The organism is Robiginitalea sp. (assembly GCF_049588695.1).
Classification (GTDB): Bacteria; Bacteroidota; Bacteroidia; order Flavobacteriales; family Flavobacteriaceae; genus Robiginitalea.
Genome location: NZ_JBAVZJ010000001.1, coordinates 1 through 2,556 on the forward strand (window position 1 = coordinate 1; position 2,556 = coordinate 2,556).

Annotated in this window: 2 protein-coding genes and 1 pseudogene; all 3 read left to right on the top strand. The window is 48.7% G+C overall.

Features of this window, described 5'->3' with window-relative positions; all coding sequences use genetic code 11:
- Positions 1-383, top strand: a pseudogene (locus tag WBV75_RS00005) (N-acetylmuramoyl-L-alanine amidase); the annotation flags it as partial.
- A 55-nt stretch (positions 384-438) separates the two neighbouring features.
- Positions 439-1,407, top strand: coding sequence for an MlaD family protein (locus WBV75_RS00010; RefSeq protein ID WP_424118615.1), 969 nt, complete (start codon positions 439-441; stop codon positions 1,405-1,407).
- The coding region (locus tag WBV75_RS00015) for a 4Fe-4S dicluster domain-containing protein (RefSeq protein WP_424118616.1) at positions 1,407-2,556 on the top strand (1,150 nt) is incomplete at its 3' end. The genes WBV75_RS00010 and WBV75_RS00015, both read left to right, overlap by 1 nt.

Below are 2,556 nucleotides of genomic sequence, written 5' to 3' on the forward strand. Positions count from 1 at the left end.
TTGCCAAAGAGGATTCGACAGGAACCCCGGTGAACAAAGCCGTCTCATCAGATGCAACAAATAAAACACCTGCAGCTGAGACCCCGGATAAAACCAACCCATCAGTCGCGGATAATGCCGGGGTGACTTTCAAGGTGCAGCTCATGGCAGTAAGTAAGGATATTCCGCTGACCCCATCGAACTTTAAAGGGTTGAATACCCTCTCCAAAGAACCCGTAAATTCTATGTACCGGATTCTCTATGGAAATACGTCCTCCTACGAGCAGGCAAAAGTCCTGCAGGCAGGGGCCCGGAAGAAGGGATATGATCAGGCGTATATCGTGGCCTATAAAGACGGACAGCGTATTGCAGTGGACAAAGCTTTGACGTACCTTTCCAATTGATAGAGGGCGGTACGTATTTTATTTCTAATTTTGTTTAGAACCCAAAACGAAACGTTTGAGATTTTCCAGAGAACTTAAAACAGGTATTATCGTCATAGGCGGTATCCTGTTGTTTATATTGGGGTTCAGCTATTTGAAGTCCACGCCCCTTTTTGACAACAGCAAAGTCTTCTATGCGGTTTACGATCATGTGGGGGGATTGCAGGCCGGTACCCAGGTTACCATTAACGGGTTTAGCGTGGGGACAGTGAATGGTATTAAGTTTAAAGACAGTTCCGGGGATTTAATAGTGACCTTTACGGTGAGCAATGATTTCAATTTCTCAAAAAATAGCGTGGCGGAGCTTTACGATACCGGAATCATCGGCGGAAAGGGGATTCAGATAATACCGGTCTTTGATCAGGGTTCTACAGCCCAGTCCGGGGATACACTCCCTACACGAATTCGTCCCGGAATTACCGAACTCGTGCAGCAGAAACTAACCCCGCTCCAGAACAAGGTGGAGGATGCCGTTTCAAATGCAGATTCTGTACTGGTCAATTTTAATCGCGTCCTGGATGCGGATACACAAAAGAACCTCAGGGAGAGCGTACAGGGGCTTAACCAATTGATAAGAAGCCTTCAGGGTACGACGAATAATCTCAATTCCTTTCTGAAGGACAATCAGGGACAGCTCGACAGTGCCATCGGCAACATTCACGACATAACAGTCAATTTCTCTAAGATTTCGGATTCCCTGTCCAATGCCGGGCTCAGTCAGACGGTTCGCAATATGGAGGCGACCCTTGCCAACCTCGATGTGGTGCTGCGGCGCATGGAGCAGGGGGAAGGTAGCATGGGCAAGCTTTTAACGGATGAGGCGCTTTATGAGAACCTGGCTAATGCCTCCCGGGAGTTGGATTTGCTGCTTCAGGATTTCCGTCTGAATCCCAAGCGCTATGTGAACGTTTCGGTATTCGGAAAGAAACAAAAGGAATACGAAGTACCGGAGAACGACCCGGCGCTTGAAAAGGATCCGAATTGATGGGAATACTACCGAATATACTCTTCGTCTTGGCCCTCATTCTGGGAATCGGGTATTTTACCCGGAACATCCGGAAGATTATTCGCAATATCCGGCTGGGAAGAGCCGCGGATGTTTCCGGACTAACCGCTGAACGTTGGAAAAACATGGCCCGGATTGCCCTGGGGCAACAGAAAATGGTCGTACGCCCGGTATCGGGCTTCCTCCATGTTATTGTCTACCTCGGCTTTATCATTATCAATATTGAGGTACTCGAAATCATTATAGACGGCGTATTCGGAACACACCGCATTTTTTCTTTTATGGGAGGTTTTTACAACTTCCTCATCGGTTCCTTTGAAATTCTCGCCCTTTTGGTCATCATTGCCGTGGTCCTGTTCTGGATACGGAGGAATGCGCTCAAGCTCCAACGCTTCTGGAAACCCGAGATGAAAGGATGGCCTAAAAAGGACGCAGACCTGATCCTTTACATCGAGGTGATCCTGATGGGCCTTTTCCTGACTATGAATGCTGCGGATTTCCGGCTACAGGAAATGGGGGTGGAATACTATAACCAGGCGGGAGCTTTTCCGGTCAGTTCTTATATCGCGGGCTGGATGTCTGGCTGGACGGAGACCACTCTGATCGCGGTAGAGCGTGTGGCCTGGTGGCTCCATATTTTGGGGATACTGTTCTTTTTGAATTATTTGTACTTCTCCAAGCACCTCCATATTCTGCTTGCCTTCCCAAACACGTATTTCGGGAGGCTCAAACCACAGGGACAATTCAATAATCTCGAAGCTGTACAAAAAGAAGTGGCATTGATGATGGATCCGAACGCGGATCCTTTCGCCGCCCCGGCAGAAGATGCCCCTCCACCTGAAAAATTCGGGGCCTCCGATGTTATGGACCTGAATCAGATTCAGTTATTAAACGCCTATACCTGCACGGAATGCGGGCGTTGCACCAGCGAGTGCCCGGCCAATCAGACCGGAAAAAAACTATCCCCAAGAAAAATAATGATGGATACCCGCGACCGGCTCGAAGAAGTCGGACGTCACCTGGATACACATAAAGGAAAATGGGAGCCGGACGGGAAGCAATTGCTCGACGATTATATCAGCCGGGAAGAATTGTGGGCCTGTACCTCATGTAATGCCTGTGTAGAGG